General features: G+C 62.7%; 11 protein-coding genes. 3 read left to right on the forward strand and 8 right to left on the reverse strand.

Annotated features, from left to right (window positions below):
- Positions 1-68: 68 nt before the first annotated feature.
- From APH34_RS10380 to APH34_RS10390, 3 genes are all read right to left on the reverse strand, one after another.
- Positions 69-2,498 (reverse strand): TonB-dependent receptor, encoded by a 2,430-nt coding sequence (locus APH34_RS10380; RefSeq protein ID WP_054901079.1) that lies wholly within the window; start codon positions 2,496-2,498, stop codon positions 69-71.
- A gap of 108 nt (positions 2,499-2,606) precedes the next feature.
- Positions 2,607-3,569 carry a FecR family protein gene (locus tag APH34_RS10385; protein ID WP_054901080.1) on the reverse strand — a complete coding sequence of 321 codons (963 nt, stop codon included), beginning with the start codon at positions 3,567-3,569 and terminating at the stop codon, positions 2,607-2,609.
- 17 nt (positions 3,570-3,586) lie between these two features.
- Positions 3,587-4,075: an RNA polymerase sigma factor gene (locus APH34_RS10390; RefSeq protein WP_054901081.1), complete on the reverse strand. Its 489-nt coding sequence runs from the start codon at positions 4,073-4,075 to the stop codon at positions 3,587-3,589.
- A gap of 505 nt (positions 4,076-4,580) precedes the next feature.
- On the opposite strand from APH34_RS10390, the gene APH34_RS10395 reads away from it, so the two are divergent.
- Entirely contained in the window at positions 4,581-5,744 is a 1,164-nt protein-coding gene (locus tag APH34_RS10395; RefSeq protein ID WP_054901082.1) for a type III PLP-dependent enzyme, read from the forward strand.
- A 43-nt stretch (positions 5,745-5,787) separates the two neighbouring features.
- Here the strand turns inward: APH34_RS10395 and APH34_RS10400 are convergent, their stop codons facing one another.
- Together APH34_RS10400 and APH34_RS10405 are read right to left on the reverse strand one after the other, a co-directional pair.
- Positions 5,788-6,537, reverse strand: a complete 750-nt coding sequence (locus APH34_RS10400) for a tetratricopeptide repeat protein (protein WP_054901083.1) — start codon at positions 6,535-6,537, stop codon at positions 5,788-5,790.
- Between the two features lie 3 nt (positions 6,538-6,540).
- A complete protein-coding gene (locus APH34_RS10405; protein WP_054901084.1) occupies positions 6,541-7,221 on the reverse strand; it encodes a Fe2+-dependent dioxygenase in 681 nt (226 codons plus the stop codon).
- A 221-nt stretch (positions 7,222-7,442) separates the two neighbouring features.
- On the opposite strand from APH34_RS10405, the gene APH34_RS10410 reads away from it, so the two are divergent.
- Both APH34_RS10410 and APH34_RS10415 read left to right on the forward strand, forming a co-directional pair.
- A complete protein-coding gene (locus APH34_RS10410; RefSeq protein ID WP_054901085.1) occupies positions 7,443-9,746 on the forward strand; it encodes a TonB-dependent siderophore receptor in 2,304 nt (767 codons plus the stop codon).
- A 177-nt stretch (positions 9,747-9,923) separates the two neighbouring features.
- A complete protein-coding gene (locus APH34_RS10415) occupies positions 9,924-12,479 on the forward strand; it encodes a sulfite reductase flavoprotein subunit alpha (protein ID WP_054901131.1) in 2,556 nt (851 codons plus the stop codon).
- A 65-nt stretch (positions 12,480-12,544) separates the two neighbouring features.
- Here the strand turns inward: APH34_RS10415 and APH34_RS10420 are convergent, their stop codons facing one another.
- From APH34_RS10420 to der, 3 genes are all read right to left on the reverse strand, one after another.
- Positions 12,545-13,336, reverse strand: a complete 792-nt coding sequence (locus APH34_RS10420) for an amidohydrolase (protein ID WP_054901086.1) — start codon at positions 13,334-13,336, stop codon at positions 12,545-12,547.
- The gene (locus tag APH34_RS10425; RefSeq protein WP_054901087.1) at positions 13,324-14,472 is read right to left on the reverse strand and encodes a pyridoxal phosphate-dependent aminotransferase; all 1,149 of its coding nucleotides are present in this window, start codon (positions 14,470-14,472) and stop codon (positions 13,324-13,326) included. Before APH34_RS10425 ends, APH34_RS10420 begins: the two co-directional genes overlap by 13 nt.
- Positions 14,473-14,591: 119 nt before the next feature.
- Complete coding sequence (gene der, locus APH34_RS10430) at positions 14,592-16,055, reverse strand: ribosome biogenesis GTPase Der (protein ID WP_054901088.1); 1,464 nt, start codon at positions 16,053-16,055, stop codon at positions 14,592-14,594.
- Positions 16,056-16,070: the final 15 nt, after the last annotated feature.

Below are 16,070 nucleotides of genomic sequence, written 5' to 3' on the forward strand. Positions count from 1 at the left end.
GCCACGGGGCGCGTTGCGCCCCGATCGCCAGCAAACCGACCTGCCGGCGATCGGGGGCAGCGCAGCTATCAGAACCCTACGCTGGCCTGCACATAGAAGGTCCGTGGCTCACCCACATAGATGCCGGCGTTGTTGTCGCTGGAGCGGGTGAAGTACTGCTTGTCGAACAGGTTCTTCACCCCTGCCGCCAGCTTCAGGTTCGACGCCTGCGGCCCGAAGTCATAGCCTCCACGGACATGCCAGGTCACGTAGCCCGGGATGTCGCCATACTGCCCATCGGCGCTCGGCTTGGTGATGTAATCGCCATTGAAGCTACCGTTGCCATTGATCCCAGTACCCGGCGCGCGCTGCTTGGATTGGGCGTAGGCGTCCAGGTTCCAGGTCCAGCGGTTGATCTCGTAACGCAAGCCGGCAGTGGCCACCTGGCGCGAGTAGAACGGCAGGTCACGGCCCTTGAAGCCAGGGATTTCCCCTTCGTAGGTCGCGCGGGTGTAGGTGTAACCACCGGTGACCGACAGGCCCACAAGCCGTGGGTCCAGGGCGTCCAGGTCATACCGTGCCGACGCTTCGATACCCTGGTGCTTGGTGGCACCCAAGTTGGTCCAGCCGATATCGTTGCTGATGTATTGCAGTTCGTCATCGAAGTCGATGTAGAACGCCGTCAGCTCGCCCGCGAAACCGCCGTTGTCATAGCGCGTACCGATTTCGTAGGTCTTGGCCTTTTCCGGCTCCAGGCCATTGGCCGTGCTGTTGCCGGTACCACCCTGGCCCAGCTGGAAGTACTGCAGGCTGCCGAACGACGTCTCGTAGTTGGCGAACACTTTCCACGCATCGGAGAGGTGATACATCACGCTCAGCGCCGGCAGGGGCTCGTTGCTGGTGATGCTGCGGTTCTTCTCCGGTACCGGGCGGTTGTTGGTGTCCAGCACCGGCCGGTCGCGCCAGTCGGTGTTGATGTGCTCGAAGCGGATGCCCGGGGTGATAGTCCAGTTGCCGATATCGATCTTGTCATCGATGTAGTAGGCACTGGCTTCAGTGCCACCGCTGCGGTCCTGATACACATGGCCATCGGAGGTCGGGGTGACGGTTGGCACGTTGTCGATCAGTGCCAGGCGGGTCGCCTGCTCGCGCATGGCCTCCTTCAGGTAGCGATAACCCACGCTGACTTCCTGGGTGGTCGGGCCGGCGAAGAAGATCCGCGACACACGTGGCTCGATGGCGAAGGTGTGGTAGTTGCGCGGGTACGACGACAGGGTTTTCAGGTCACGCGCGGCGATGGCGCTGCCGCGGAAACTGTCGGTGTAGTAGGTCAACACTTCGAACTGGGTGGCTTCGTCCAGCTGGCGCTGCCATTTGAACGACACATCCTTGCGCCGGCCGGCGAAGTAGTCATAGTCACGCAGCGACTGCCACGGGTTGCTGTCGTACTGTGCCTGGGTCAGGCCGCCCGGCATGTCGGCTCGGCCATCGTAGTAATGGAAGTTGAGCCAGAACTCATCGACGTCGGTCGGCGCCCAGTGGGTCTTGAGGAGCACGTCGTCGATGTCGTTGCTGTTGTTGCTTTCACGGTAGCCGTTGCCGTTCACACCGGTGTACAGCAAAGCCACGCCCATGCCGTTGTCAGCAGTACCGCCGGCAAAGGCCGATTCGGTGTGCTTCCAGCCGCCGTGCTGCGACGTTTCCAGGGTGGTGGAAAGCTCCGCCGAGGCTTTTTGCGGGATCGCCCGGGTGACGAAGTTGATGACCCCGCCGACGTTCTGCGGCCCATAACGTACCGAGCCTGCACCCCGTACCACGTCGATGCTATCGAGGTTGCCAGAGGAGATCGGCGCCATCGACAGTTGCGGCTGGCCATAGGGCGCGAAGGCCGCTGGGACGCCATCGATCAGCACGGTCGAGCGTGGCGACAGACGCGAAGTCAGGCCGCGAACGCCCACGTTCAGCGACAGGTCGCTGCCACCGGTACCGTTGGAGTCCTGCACCTGCACACCAGGGATGCCGCGCAGCACGTCACGCACACTCATGGCGCCCTGCTCGACCATCGCCTCTCGACGCACCACCGTACGCGCACCGGGGTGGTTCTGCACCACCGCCTGGTCGGCATCGCCCAGCCAGTCACCCACCACCTTGATGTCGGTGGGCGCCAGCTCCAGGCTGCCACTGCCCAGGTCCACCGTGTTCTGTACAGGTTTGACCACCACGGTGTCCTGGGACATCTCGAAGGTCAGCCCGCTGCCTTGCAGCAACTGTTGCAAGGCCTGCACCGGCGACAGGTTGCCAGACACCGCCGGCGCCTGCTTGCCCGCGACCAGCTCAGGGCTGAAGAACAGTTGCAGGCTGGTCTGCTGGCCCAGCTGGCTCAGCGCCGAGGCCAGGGGTTGTGCCTGAATCTGGATTGCGGCCGGGGCCTGCTCGGCCTGGCTGTTCATGGCAACGGCGCTGACCGCAAGGGCCAGCGCCAGGGCGCGGAAGCGTGGGAAAGGCTTGTTGTTGTTCACGTCGTCGAGACATCCTGAAGTGCGGGATAAACGCCAACTGCATGCAAATGGAAATGCGTGGCAGTTGCAGCTGGCGAGGAAGACGAACGAGCGGAAAAAAACCTGAATCTATTTCGCAATTATTTCGCGAGAGCCGTCTTCATGGGTCTTGATGGCCACCGGCAGGATGCTCGGCAACGCGCGCAGCAAGGCGCCGGTGTCGTCGGTACTGAAGGTGCTCGACAGCCGCATCTGCGCCACTTTGCCAGGCGCCACGCGCAGTGGCTGGGTGCGATAACGCGAGGCTTCGGCAACCACGTCGGCCAGGGTGGCGTTGTCGAACACCAGTTTGCCGTGGCGCCAGGCGGTCACTGCAGCGGCATTGACCGCGTAGGGTGCAGCCACCTTGCCGTGTGCATCTATATGCGAACCCTGGCCAGCGGTCAGCTGCGCCAGCGAGGCCTGCGTGCCCTGCACGCGTACCGAACCCTGCTCGACCGCCACCCGCGTGGCAGCCGGGTCCAGCCGCACGTCGAACCGGGTACCGGTTACGGTCACGCTGCCTTGAGCGGTATCCACCACGAACGGCCGGCTGCTGTCGTGGGCGACGATGAACATCACCTCGCCGGCCTGCAGTTGAATGTGCCGACGCCCGGCGCTGAAGTCGACCTGCAGCTGGGTACTGCCATTGAGGGCTAGGTGCGAGCCATCGGGCAGCTCCACCTGGCGGCGCTCACCGAAGGCGGTCTGCAGGGTGTCCTGATGGTTCAGGCGCTGGTACTGCCAACCACTCCAGCCCACCCCCAGGGCCACCGCTGCCACCGCAGCGGCCATTGCCAGGCGCAGCAAGCGCCGGCGCGGCAGTTGCTGTACCGGCGTCGGCCGGCACAAGGCTTCAAGCCGCTGACGCGGGACAAGCTCAGCGGCGCGCCAAAGCCGGGCGAGCTGCTCGTACTCTTCGCGATGCCGCGGGTCGGCATCCTGCCAGGCGCACAATTGCGCCTGCAGCCCGGCGTCCCGAGGCGCATCCTGCATGCGGGCGAACCATTGGGCCGCCTGCTCACGGACGGTATCAGCACCGTGCTGTTTCATGGAAAAGGTCTCCTGACTCATCTTGCCGACACATCCAGGTGCTCACGCAGATGTCGGAGCGTGCGGATCATATACTTTTCGACCATGTTCTTGGTCAAACCCATGCGCTCTGCGATCTCGGCCTGGGTCAGGCCCTCGAGCTTCTGCCAGACGAACACCTGCCGGCAGTTGAGCGGCAACTCGGCCAGCGCCCGTTCGACACAGTCTGCCAGCTCCAGGGCATGAACGTAGGCTTCGGGGTCGCCGCTGCCAGCCCCGCCCTCATCGAACGCTTCCAGCTCGAGGGCGTGGCGACGGTCCTCGCGGCGAAAACCGTCCACGGCGATGTTGCGTGCCGTCTGGTGAAGGTAGGCGCGTGGCTGCTCGACCTGTTCGCGCGGGTTTTCCAACACGCGCACAAAAGCATCGTGGGTAAGGTCCTCGGCCTGCTGACGACTGCGCAACTTGCGCGTCCAGGTGCCGATCAGCTCATGGTAATGGTCGAGAAAGCCTTTGTGTCCGGACACGGTCAGGTTCGTCAGGGAGGCAGATAAGGCTGCGAATAGTAATGTTTCTCATCAAACACAGCAAATCCGCCAGTCGGTAACAAAAAATTTATGGCTGATTCATGCACGCCAGTGCCAGGAAACCGTGGCCATAAATATGAACACCATGGGCTTCTCCAGGGGGGTGCTCGGGCCGTCTGCAACCGCGTAAGCCCAGTGGAAAAGGGATCACCCACACAGTGGCCAATAAGCTCTATTCCACAATTTTTTACGCTCGCCACCCTCTGCGGAACATCTGCCGTTCACATGAGTCGTCTATTCAACTGAGGGAGCGTCGATCCGCGACGAACAGGCCCGGATTGCCTGTTGATCTTGCTTTCTTCTCGCCCTAAAGTGCGCGCCGAACGTCCATGCTGGAAACGATCCATCCGGCTCAAGTACTGAGTAGGCGAACCAAAGTGGGGATACGGAGGACGTTCAGTTTGCAGCCACTTATCTTTTCAGTTTGCCCATGGAGTCCCTGAGCATGTCGATCCAAGTCGAAGACTATTTCGCACGTGACACTTTCCAGAAAATGAAGGCGTTTGCCGACAAGCAGGAAACCCCGTTCGTACTCATCGACACCCAGATGATCAGCCAGGCCTATGACGACCTGCGCGCCGGGTTCGAGTTCGCCAAGGTCTATTACGCGGTCAAGGCCAACCCTGCGGTCGAGATCATCGACCTGCTCAAAGAGAAAGGTTCGAGCTTCGACATCGCCTCGATCTACGAGCTGGACAAGGTACTGGGCCGCGGCGTCACCGCCGATCGCATCAGCTACGGCAACACCATCAAGAAGTCCAAGGACATCCGCTACTTCTACGAGAAGGGCGTGCGCCTGTATGCCACCGACTCGGAAGCCGACCTGCGCAACATCGCCAAGGCTGCACCGGGTTCCAAGGTCTACGTACGTATTCTCACCGAAGGCTCGACCACCGCCGACTGGCCGCTGTCGCGCAAGTTCGGCTGCCAGACCGACATGGCCATGGACTTGCTGATCCTCGCTCGCGACCTGGGCCTGGTGCCGTACGGCATTTCCTTCCACGTGGGTTCCCAACAGCGCGACATCAGCGTCTGGGACGCCGCCATTGCCAAGGTCAAAGTGATCTTCGAGCGCCTGAAGGAAGAAGACGGCATCGAATTGAAGCTGATCAACATGGGTGGCGGCTTCCCGGCCAACTACATCACCCGTACCAATAGCCTGGAAACCTACGCCGAAGAGATCATCCGCTTCCTGAAGGAAGACTTCGGTGACGACCTGCCGGAAATCATCCTCGAGCCGGGCCGCTCGCTGATTGCCAACGCCGGTATCCTGGTCAGCGAAGTGGTACTGGTGGCGCGCAAGTCGCGTACCGCCGTGGAGCGCTGGATCTACACCGACGTGGGTAAGTTCTCCGGCCTGATCGAAACCATGGACGAAGCCATCAAGTTCCCGATCTGGACGGAAAAGAAAGGCGAGGCCGAAGAAGTGGTCATCGCCGGCCCGACCTGCGACAGCGCCGACATCATGTACGAGAACTACAAGTACGGCCTGCCGCTGAACCTGGCCATCGGTGACCGCCTGTACTGGCTGTCGACCGGTGCCTACACCACCAGCTACAGCGCGGTGGAATTCAACGGCTTCCCGCCGCTGAAGGCGTACTACCTGTAAGACAGAACGGGGCCGCAAGGCCCCGTTTCATGTGGTCGCTGCCTCAGAGGTCGCGCTGCTCGATCTCCTGCGCATACCCTGGCGCATACCCCGCCAGGAATGCTCCTCCTCTGGACAGGGTCGCCAGCGCACTGCGCAGGAAGTTCACATTCCCCTCAACCCTGGCCCGCTCCAGCCAAGGCCCCGCCTCGGCCAGTTGACCGCGCTCGACCAGCACCAACGCCAGGCTGAACATCCCACGAAAATCCCCGGCCTCGGCCGAGCGCCGATACCAGCGCACTGCCCGTGCCGGGCTGGCTGCAGTCGCGATGCCTTGCTCAAGGTACCGCCCGTAAAGGTTCATCGACTTGGCATGCCCCAAGTGCGCTGCCCGCTCGTAGCAGGCCAGTGCCAATGCCTGGTCCATCTCCACACCGCGCCCGGTGGCCAGTAGATTGCCGAGGTTGTACATCCCCCAATCCAGGCCGGCGATGGCAGCCCGCTGGTAGTGCTGCGCCGCACCGGGCAGGTCCGCTTCCCCGCCCCACCCATGCTCCAGGCAGCGCCCCAGCATGTTGCAGGCCATGGCGCTGCCACCGCCCGCCGCAATGGCAAACCAGCGGCGGGCCACCCGCGCGTCTTGTTCGATGCCCCGGCCATCGAGCAGGATCTGCCCCAGCAGCAACTGTGCCTCGACCGCGCCCTGCCCCGCCGCGGCCAGGATCGCCTGGGCGGCTTTGCCGGGGCTCTCTTCGAGCATGGCCTGCAGGCCCGCAACATCCACCACTTCCTCACGACGCAGCTGGTAGGACACCGTTTAGACCTCAGCCCAGCGGCGCAGCAAGTTGTGGTAGGTGCCGGTCAGTTGCAATAGCGAAGGGTGTTCCGGCACATCGGCAGTCAGTTGCTGGATGGCATTGTCCATCTCGAATAGCAGCGCCCGCTGGCTGTCTTCGCGCACCAGGCTCTGGGTCCAGAAGAATGCGGCATAACGCGCGCCCCGGGTCACCGGGTTGACCTTGTGCAAGCTGGTGCCGGGGTACAACACCAGGTCGCCCGCCGCCAGCTTGACCTGCTGAATGCCGTAGGTGTCCTGAATCACCAACTCGCCACCGTCATAGCTATCGGGGTCGCTGAGAAACAGTGTCGAAGACAGATCGGTACGCACCCGCTCCGGGCTGCCTTTGGGTTGGCGCAGGGCGTTGTCGATGTGAAAGCCGAAGTTGCCACCGTCGCGATAGCAATTGATCAACGGCGGGAACACCTTGTGGGGCAGCGCCGCCGACATGAAGCGTGGGTTCTTCCACAGGCGCTCGATCAGCGCGCTGCCGATTTCCTTGGCCAGCCGATGCCCTTCTGGCAGTTGCAGGTTGTGCTTGGCCTTGGCCGATTGATACCCAGCCGTGACCTTGCCATCAGCCCAGTCGGCCTGCTCCAGCGCCTCGTGGATGCGGGCGAGCTCGTCGGCATCGAAAAGGCCGGGGATATGAAGCAGCATGGCAGCAGCACCGTAGAAAAGTGTAAAGGCGCCAATGATATTGATTCCCTTTTACGCCGCACAAGCCCTTTCGACGCCTTAGACGTTTCAGCCTGAGTAAACCGTAAAGCGAAGGTGTAAAGATTGTAAATTCCTAGCGAATGGTAACGAGTCTCAATTGTTAGTTACAATCGCTTACATTATGCTCCGCGGCCTTCACACCTTGGGGAAGGTCTACAACAATGCGTCACGTACCATCTGCAGTGAGCTCACCACGCCTGATCGTGTCGGCCATCGGCGTCGCCCTCAGCGCTTCGTCCGCGTATGCGGCCGATCCAGCTGCCAATAGTGCTATTACCCTCGACGCCACCAGCGTCAATGGCAAAGCCGAACAGGCCAGCACCGATTACAAGGTCGAGAAGGCCTCCTCGCAGAAGTACACCGCGCCACTGGTGGATACACCGCGCTCGGTCACCGTGATCCCCCAACAGGTGATCAAGGACACCAACGCCCTGAGCCTGCAGGACGCCCTGCGCACGGTGCCTGGCATTACCTTCGGTGCCGGCGAAGGTGGCAACCCGCAAGGCGATCGCCCGTTCATCCGCGGCTTCGACGCCCAGGGCGACACCTACCTGGACGGCGTGCGTGATACCGGCGCGCAGACGCGCGAGATCTTCGCCATCGAATCGGTGGAAGTGGCCAAAGGCCCGAACTCGGCCATCGGTGGCCGCGGTGCCGCCGGCGGCACCATCAACCTGGTGAGCAAACGTGCGCACCTGGGCAACTCGCTCGATGGTGCCTGGACCTGGGGCAGCGACCAGACCCAGCGCTACACCTTCGATGGCAACTACCAGTTCAGCGATACCGTTGCCGGTCGTCTCAACCTGATGACCCACGAGAGCAACGTCGCCGGTCGTGACAAGGTCAACTACGACCGCTGGGGCATCGCCCCGTCCCTGGCCTTTGGCCTGGGCACACCCACCCGCGTCAACCTTGACTACTACCACCTGGAAAGCGACGACCTGCCCGATTCGGGCATCCCGTACACCATTCCAACCGGTGGCAGCGGCGCCCGTACCTCGGCAGACCCGAGCAAGCCCTATGCCGGTGGCGACCACGACAACTTCTATGGCCTGACCGGTCGCGACTTCCGCAAGTCCCGTGTGGACATCGCCACCTTCGGCATCGAGCATGACCTGACTGACTCGCTGACCATCAAGAACACCCTGCGTCACGGTAACAGCATGCAGGACTACATCCTTACCCAGCCTGACGATAGCAAGGGCAACGTCAACAACGGCAGCGTCTGGCGCCGGGCCAACACCCGTGTGGGCAACACCGCCACGACCACCAACCAGACCGACCTGTTCGGCGAGTTCTACCTCGGTGGCCTGAAGAACAGCTTCTCCACCGGTATCGAACTGAGCCGCGAAGAGAGCGAGCGCTCCTCGTACAACGTTGATACCAACACCAAGGGCTCGTCGCCCACCACGTGCACTCCGAGCCTGATCGGCGCGAACAGCGACTACAACTGCACCTCGCTGAGCAACCCTAACCCGGACGATCCGTGGAACGGCGCCATCTCGCGCAACTACGCCGGCACCGACACCAAGAGCAATACCCGCGCCCTCTACGTGTTCGACACCCTCGAGTTGTCGCCTGAGTGGTTGCTGAACATGGGCCTGCGCTACGATCACTTCGATACCCAATACCGTACCTACGATGCCTCCGGCGCCACTGTAGTGAACAGCAAGGGCGTTGCGTCCAAGAGCCGCGACACCAGCGAGTTCGTCACGGGCCAGCTGGGCCTGGTGTGGAAGCCCGCTGAAAACGGCAGCATCTATGTCTCCTACGCAACCTCCGCAACGCCACCAGGTGCCCTGCTGGGTGAAGGCATGGAAGGCAACCCGCTGGGCAATACCACCGACCGCACCGGCAACCTGCTGAGCAGCGACATGGAGCCGGAAGAAACCACCAACTACGAAATCGGCACCAAATGGGACCTGCTCGACCAGCGCCTGTCCCTGACCGCTGCGTTGTTCCGCACCGAGAAAGAAAACGCCCGCGTGCAGGTGGACACCACCAGCTACGAGAACGTCGGCGAAACCCGCGTCCAGGGCATCGAACTGTCGGCCAGCGGCAAGCTTACCGACAAGTGGCAGGTATTCGCCGGCTACACCTACATGCAAGCCCGCCAGATCGACGGCGGCCCGCTGGGCAAGGCCAACGACGGCAACCAGTTGCCGAACACCCCGAACAACAGCGCCAGCCTGTGGACGACCTACTCGATCACGCCAAAGCTGACCGTCGGAGGCGGTGCGTTCTACGTGGATGATGTATACGGCAGCGTGGCCAACACCACCATGGTCGACAGCTACGTGCGCTACGACGCCATGGCTGCCTACAAGCTGACCAAGAACGTCGACCTACAGTTGAACGTGCAGAACCTCACCAACGAGGTGTACTACGACAAGGCATTCTCCACCCACTTCGCCAACCAGGCGGCGGGCCGGACTGCACTGTTGACCACCAGCGTGCACTTCTGATGTCGGGATTGGGTTGATCCGCTAGTAGAAAGGCGGCTCCTGTAGCGGCCTTTCGCGGAGCAAGCACATGCATCACTAAAGGCAGCCCACCCCTGCCCCGTTCAATGAGCGGGGCTTTTGCGTATCAAGGCATAATGCATGCCGCGCAGTCAGCGGCAGCAACACAAGGTGATCGATGTGGTGAAAAAGACACTGTTCCAATTGCACTGGTTCTTTGGCATCACCGCCGGCCTGGTGCTGGCCTTGATGGGGATTACCGGGGCCATCTGGTCATTCCAGGAAGAACTGCTGCGCGCATTCAATGCCGATGTGCTGAAGGTCGAAGTGCGCGCCGAAGGCGTACTGCCCCCCGCCGAGTTGGTCCGCCGAGTCGAGGCCGAGCAGGGCGACAAGGTATCGATGCTGTGGGTCGACACCCGCGAGGGCAATGCCGCACGCATCTTCTTCACCCCTGCCCCAGGCGAGCGGCGCGGCGCCCTGCGCTATGCAGACCCTTATACCGGCGCGCTCAAGGAAGCAGTCGCCGGCCAGGGCTTCTTCGACCTGATGCTGCAACTGCACCGCTTTCTGGCCATGGGCGACACCGGCCGGCAGATCACCGGCGCGTGCACCCTGATGCTGATCTTCTTCTGCCTCTCAGGCTTGTACCTGCGCTGGCCGCGCAAGGCCCTGAACTGGCGGGCCTGGCTGACCTTCGATTGGGCCAAGCAAGGTCGCGCCTTCAATTGGGACCTGCACGCGGTGGCCGGTACCTGGTGCCTGCTGTTCTACCTCTTGTTCGCGCTCACTGGCCTGTTCTGGTCTTATGAGTGGTACCGCGAAGGCCTGAACAGGCTGCTGGCCGACGCGCCAGCCGCAGGTCAGCAGCAAAAACGCGGAGAAGGCCGTGGACGCCACGGGCCGCAGAAGGTCGACAAGAACGCGCCCCCCCTCGTGGTGGACTATGACGCGATCTGGGCCAACCTCAAGGACGCCGCAGGGCCGGGCCTGGCGGCCTACAACCTGCGCCTGCCGCCGGTCGGTGGCCAGCCGGCAACCCTCTTCTACCTGCTCGACAGCGCCGCGCACCCACGCGCCTTCAATACCCTGACCCTGGACCCGGCCACCGGTCAGGTGAAGAACCACGACCGTTACACTGACAAATCTTTCAAGGCGCAGTTGCTGCAAAGCGTTTACGCCTTGCACGTGGGCGAATACTTCGGCCTGCCGGGGCGCATCATCGTCACGATTGCCAGCCTGACCATGCCGCTGTTTTTCGTCACCGGCTGGTTGCTCTACCTCGACCGCCGTCGCAAAAAGCGCCAAGTACGCGCAGCCCGTGGCACTGTCGACAGCGCAACAGCCAGTGCCGACAGCTGGCTGATCGGCTTCGCCAGCCAGAGTGGCTTTGCCGAGCAGTTGGCCTGGCAAAGCGCTGGGCAATTGCAGGCTGCCGGCCTGCCAGTGCAGGTGCGGGCGCTGTCCGAACTGAGCGAGGGCGATTTGCGCCAGGCCCACCGCGCACTGTTTGTGGTCAGCACCTTTGGCGACGGCGAAGCGCCCGACAGCGCTCGCGCCTTCGAACGCAAGGTCCTCGGCCAACCCTGGGCGCTGAATAACCTCAGTTACGCCCTGCTCGCGCTCGGCGACCGCCAGTACCCGCACTTCTGCGGCTTTGCCCGGCGCCTGCAGGCATGGCTGGCTGAGCGCGGCGCCAGCAGTGCGTTCAGCCCGGTGGAAGTGGACAACGCCGACCAGGCAGCCTTGCAGCAATGGCAGCAGGCCCTGGCGCAAATAACCGGTGCCCAGCCAGTGGCTGCATGGCAACCGCCAAGCTTCGGCAACTGGAGCCTGATCAAGCGCGAGTTGCTCAACCCAGGCAGCCAAGGCCAACCGGTCTACTTGATCGGCCTGCGCGCCGAGGCGCCCGTCAGCTGGGAAGCCGGTGACCTGGTGGAGATCCTGCCGCTCAATGGCCGTGCGCGGGTCGATGCATTCCTCAGTGGTATGGCACTGGATGCCAACGCGACCGTGCAGCTCGATGGCCTGAATGAAACCCTCGGCCAGGCCCTGTCGGCACGCCAACTGCCGAGCCGCCGTGATCACCTGATCGGCTTGCAGCCGCAGGCGCTGGTCGATGCGCTGGTGCCGATCGGCAGCCGCGAGTACTCCATCGCTTCGATCGCCAGCGACGGTGTGCTGGAGCTGATCGTGCGCCAGGAGCGCCACCCCGACGGTAGCCTGGGCTTAGGCTCGGGCTGGCTGACCGAGCACCTGCCGCTCCATGGCACCCTGAGCCTGCGGCTGCGCCGCAACAGCAGCTTCCATCTGCCCGATAGCGCGGCGCCGATGGTACTGATTGGCAACGGCACTGGCCTGGCGGGCCTGCGCAGCTTGCTGCGGGCGCGGGTAAACGCTGGCGAGCAGCGCAACTGGTTACTGTTCGGTGAACGCAACCGGGCGCACGACCTGTTGTGTGGCCAAGAGCTGCACGCCTGGTTGGAGAACGGCGATCTGGCGCGGCTGGACCTGGCGTTTTCGCGGGATCAGGCCGAGAAGGTGTACGTACAGGATGTGTTGCTGCAGCAGGCCGAGGCGTTCAAGCGCTGGGTGGCGGACGGGGCTTGTGTATATGTCTGCGGCAGCCTGCAAGGGATGGCCGCGGGGGTAGATGCGGCGCTCAAGGGGATTCTTGGCGAAGAAGTGGTCGAGCAGTTGATCGAAGATGGGCGATATCGTCGGGATGTCTACTGATCAGCCACTGATGTAGTCCGTATTGGCCCCATCGCCGACAACCCGGCGACGGGGCCAATACAGGCTCAGTGAAGCTCGAAGGTATCGGCATCCAGGTTGGCCGGAAAGCGCGTGCGGTAGGCCGCCAGCTCCGCCGCACTCAACACCGCCGTGAACACCCCGTCCGCTTCGCCTGCGCTCAGCAGGCTCTCACCCTGGAAGTCGAGCACCTGGCTGTCGCCGGAATAGGCGAAGCCCTTGCCGTCGGTACCCACCCGGTTCACCGCTGCCACGTAGCACAGGTTCTCGATGCCCCGTGCCGGCAGCAAGCGGTTCCAGTGCTGGCGCCGTGCAGCCGGCCAGTTGGCGGTGTACAACAGCAGGTCGGTGTCTTGGGCATCACGGCTCCACACCGGGAAGCGCAGGTCGTAGCAAATCAGTGGGCGCACCCGCCAGCCCTTGATCTCGAACTGTACCTGGCGCTCACCTGGGGTGTAGTGCTTGTGCTCCCCTGCCATGCGGAACAGGTGGCGTTTGTCGTAGAACAGGATTTCACCGTCCGGCCGCGCCCACAGCAGGCGGTTGCGATGACTGCCGTCGGCGGCCTGGATGATCACGCTGCCAGTGACCACCGCATCGATGCGCTTGGCCTGGGCCTTGAGCCATTTGTAGGTCGGGCCATTCTCGGGCTCGGCCAGGGCCTGCGACTCCATGGAAAAACCAGTGGTGAACATCTCCGGCAGGATCACCAGGTCAACGTCACCTGCCTGGTCCAGCAACACCTCGAAGTGTGCGTAGTTGGCCTCGCGGTCATGCCAGGCCAGGGTGGTCTGTACCAGGGCAATGTTCAGGTTGGGCAGTACACTCAGATCGCGCATAGTTTTTCCGCTGCCTGACGCAGCGTCTCCTCACGTTTGGCAAAACACAGGCGAACCAGGCGTTGCTCGGGGATGGGTTGCTGGTAGAACACCGACACTGGAATGGTCGCCACGCCATGCTCACGGGTGAGCCACAGGGCCATGTCGACATCGTTCAGGTCCGGACGGATCTGTGAATAGTCCACCAGTTGGAAATAGGTGCCGGCCGTACGCCGGAAACTGAAACGCGACCCCTCAAGCAGGTCACAGAACAGGTCGCGCTTGGCCTGGTAGAAGCCCGGCAGTTCATCGAGATGCTGCGGGTGCTCAGCCATGAAATCGGCCAGCGCACACTGCAAGGGCGTCACACCGCAGAAATTGACGTACTGGTGTACCTTGCGCAGCTCGGCGCTCAAGGCCGGGGGCGCAATCACGTATCCGGTTTTCCAGCCTGTCACGTGGTAGGTCTTGCCGAACGAGCTGACCACAAAAGCACGGCTGTAGAGCTCGGCATGGGCCAGCACACTGGCGTGGTGTACGCCATCGTAAACCAGGTGCTCGTATACCTCGTCGCTGACCAGGTAGATATCGCGCTCGGCGATCAAACGCGCCAATTGGTCCAGGTCCTCCCGGGTGATCAGCGCGCCACTGGGGTTATGGGGCGAATTGAGGATCACCATGCGTGTGCGTGGGCTCAAGGCATCGCTGAACGCCTGCCAGTCGATACGAAAATCGCCGTCACTGAGCTGCACATGCACGCAACGGCCGCCGGCGAGTTCTACGGACGGTTCATAGCTGTCGTAGCAAGGGTCGAAGACGATCACCTCGTCACCCGCCTGGATCACCGCCTGAATGGCGCAGAAGATAGCCTCGGTGGCGCCTGGGGTGATGGTGACCTCGTGGTCGGCATCGACCTTGGCCCCATACAGGCGCTCGACCTTTGCTGCCACCTGCTGGCGCAGGGCCGGCAGGCCGGTCATCGGCGCGTACTGATTGTGCCCGGCGGCGACGTGGCGACCGACCGCGTCGAGCAGTGCCTGCGGGCCATTGAAGTCGGGAAACCCCTGGGAGAGATTGAGCGCACCGGTCTGCACGGCGAGCTGGGACATGGTGGTGAAGATGGTCGTGCCGACATTCGGCAGTTTGCTGCGAATCATGAAGCCCTCTTTCCTGGGGGACTGAGAGCTATAAGCTACAAGTTCCAAGCCACAAGAAAAAGCGGCACGTATCAGTGTCCGCGCTTTCTTGCAGCTTGCAGCGTGTAGCCTGGCACCTGTCAGCGCTTGTCGCGGCGCTTCTTCTCGGCCTTCTTGTGGTGCGACATCAAGCGGCGCTTCTTGTTGACCTGGCGGTCGGTGAGGGTGTTTTTCTTGCCCTCGTACGGGTTCTCACCGCCTTTGTACTCGATGCGGATCGGCGTACCGACCAGCTTGAGCACCCGGCGGTAGGTGTTTTCCAGGTATCGGGAGTACGACTTGGGGATCTTCTCGGTCTGGTTGCCGTGGATCACGATCAGCGGCGGGTTGGCCCCACCGAGGTGGGCATAGCGCAGCTTGATGCGGCGGCCATTGACCAGCGGCGGCTGGTGCTCGCTGACCGCATCTTCGAGGATCTGGGTCAGACGGCTGGTCGGCCAGCGGGTGACCGCCGATTTGAACGCAGCCTGTACCGACTTGTACAGGTGGCCAACGCCAGTACCGTGCAGGGCCGAAATGAAGTGAATGTCGGCGAAGTCGACGAAGAACAGCCGGCGCTCCAGCTCGGTCTTCACGTAGTCGCGCTCACCTGGCTCCATGCCATCCCACTTGTTCAGGGCAATGACGATGGCGCGGCCGGCTTCGAGGGCGAAGCCCAGCAGGTTGAGGTCGTGGTCGACCACCCCTTCGCGGGCATCCATGACAAAGATCACCACGTTGGCGTCCTTGATCGCCTGCAGGGTCTTCACCACGGAGAACTTTTCGACTTCTTCATGGATCTTGCCGCGCTTGCGCACCCCAGCGGTGTCGATGAAGGTGTACTTCTCGCCATCGCGCTCGAACGGGATGTAGATACTGTCACGGGTAGTGCCCGGCTGGTCGTAGACCACCACGCGCTCCTCGCCGAGCATGCGGTTGACCAGGGTCGACTTGCCCACGTTGGGGCGGCCGATGATGGCGATCTTGATGCCGTCCTTCTCGCTCGGGCCCGGGATGCGTACCGCTTCCTCGCCTTCGGCAACTTCCTGGTCGAGAGCCTCTTCCTCGGCGTCACGCGGGATATGACCGAGCACGGTTTCCATCAGCGCGTTGATGCCACGGCCTTGGGAGCCCGCCACCGGAATAGCGTTGCCCATGCCCAGCGGCGAGAACTCGGCCCGGGCCACGTCGGCATCGATGTTGTCGATCTTGTTGGCGACCAGAATCGCTTCTTTGTTGCGCTTGCGCAGGTGCTCGGCAATCATCTGGTCGGCGGCGGTCATGCCAGCGCGCGCGTCGACCAGGAACAGCACATAGTCGGCTTCTTCGATGGCCATCAGCGACTGCTCGGCCATCTTCTCGTCCATGCCCACTTCGTCACCGGTGATACCACCGGTGTCGATCAGGATGAAGGAGCGACCCTGCCAGCTGGCATCACCATACTGGCGGTCACGGGTCAGGCCCGACAAGTCACCAACGATGGCATCGCGGGTTTTGGTCAGGCGATTGAACATGGTGGATTTGCCGACGTTCGGCCGTCCCACCAGGGCGATTACGGGAACCATGCGGCTCTCCACTCT

This window comes from Pseudomonas sp. NBRC 111131, from assembly GCF_001320525.1.
GTDB lineage: Bacteria > Pseudomonadota > Gammaproteobacteria > Pseudomonadales > Pseudomonadaceae > Aquipseudomonas > Aquipseudomonas ceruminis.